Origin of the sequence: Frankia sp. Allo2, from assembly GCF_000733325.1 — a bacterium.
GTDB lineage: Bacteria > Actinomycetota > Actinomycetes > Frankiales > Frankiaceae > Frankia > Frankia casuarinae.
Genome location: NZ_JPHT01000097.1, coordinates 1 through 1250, shown reverse-complemented (window position 1 = coordinate 1250; position 1250 = coordinate 1). Strand labels below are relative to the sequence as shown.

Annotated in this window: 1 pseudogene (running past one end of the window); it reads left to right on the top strand. The window is 66.5% G+C overall.

Features of this window, described 5'->3' with window-relative positions:
* Positions 1-1250, top strand: a pseudogene (locus tag ALLO2_RS22925) (AMP-binding protein) (its annotated part extends 992 nt beyond the left edge of the window); the annotation flags it as partial.

Below are 1250 nucleotides of genomic sequence, written 5' to 3'. Positions count from 1 at the left end.
GTATTCGGCTGATCTGTTCGATCGGTCGACCGCGGAGGGGCTGGTGGGGCGTCTGGTTCGGTTGCTTGAGGTGGTGGGGGCTGATCCTGGTCNGCGGTTGAGTCAGGTGGATGTGCTGGCGGACGGTGAGTATGACCTGGTGGTGCGGGCGTGGAACGGCACCGCTGTTGGTGGCTCTGCTGTTGGTGGCTCTGCTGTTGGTGGCTCTGCTGTTGGGGTGTCGGCCAGGACGTTGCCGGAGATGTTTCAGGCGCAGGTGGTCGCGCGGCCTGATGCGGTGGCGGTGGTCTGTGAGGATGTGCGGTTGACCTATGCGGAGTTGGATGCCGCGGTGAACCGGCTGGCTCGTNTGTTGGTGGGTTTGGGGGTGGGGCCGGAACGGATTGTGGCGGTGGCGTTGCCCCGGTCGGTGGAGATGGTGGTGGCGTTGCTGGCGGTGCTGAAGGCGGGGGCGGCTTATCTGCCGGTGGATCCGGAGTATCCGNGTACGGGCTGGGCGCCGATGATGTGTGGAGTTTGTTCCACTCCTATGCCTTCGATTTTTCGGTGTGGGAGATGTTCGGTGCGTTGCTGCTCGGTGGCCGGGTTGTGGTGGTGGCGCACTCGGTGAGTCGGTCGCCGCGGGAGTTCNTTGAGTTGCTGAGCCGGACGGGTGTGACGGTGCTCAGCCAGACTCCGTCGGCGTTCTATCAGGTGATCGGTGAGTTGGCTGCTGCCGGGGTCGGTTCCTCGTTGCGGTATGTGGTGTTCGGTGGTGAGGCGCTGGAACCTGCCCGGTTGCGGCAGTGGTATGACCGGTATCCCGGCGACGTCCCGGTGTTGGTCAACATGTACGGCATTACCGAGACGACGGTCCATGTCACGCACATCGCGTTGGACCGGGAGCGGGTGGTGGCGGGGACGGGCAGTGTGGTGGGTGGCCCGTTGCCGGGTGTCCGGACGTATGTGTTGGACGAGTTCCTGCGGCCGGTGCCTCCCGGGGTGGTCGGTGAGCTTTATGTGGCGGGNGCCGGGCTGGCCCGTGGCTATCTCAATCGTCCCGCGTTGACCGGGGNGCGGNTCGTGGCCTGCCCGTTCGGGGGGTCGGGGGAGCGCATGTACCGCACGGGTGACCTGGCCCGGTGGACCGGCGATGGTGGGCTGGTGTTCGCGGGGCGGGCGGATGCGCAGGTGAAGATCCGTGGTTTCCGGATCGAGCCCGGCGAGATCGAGGCCGTGCTGTCCGGGCATCCCGCCGTCGACCAGGTCGC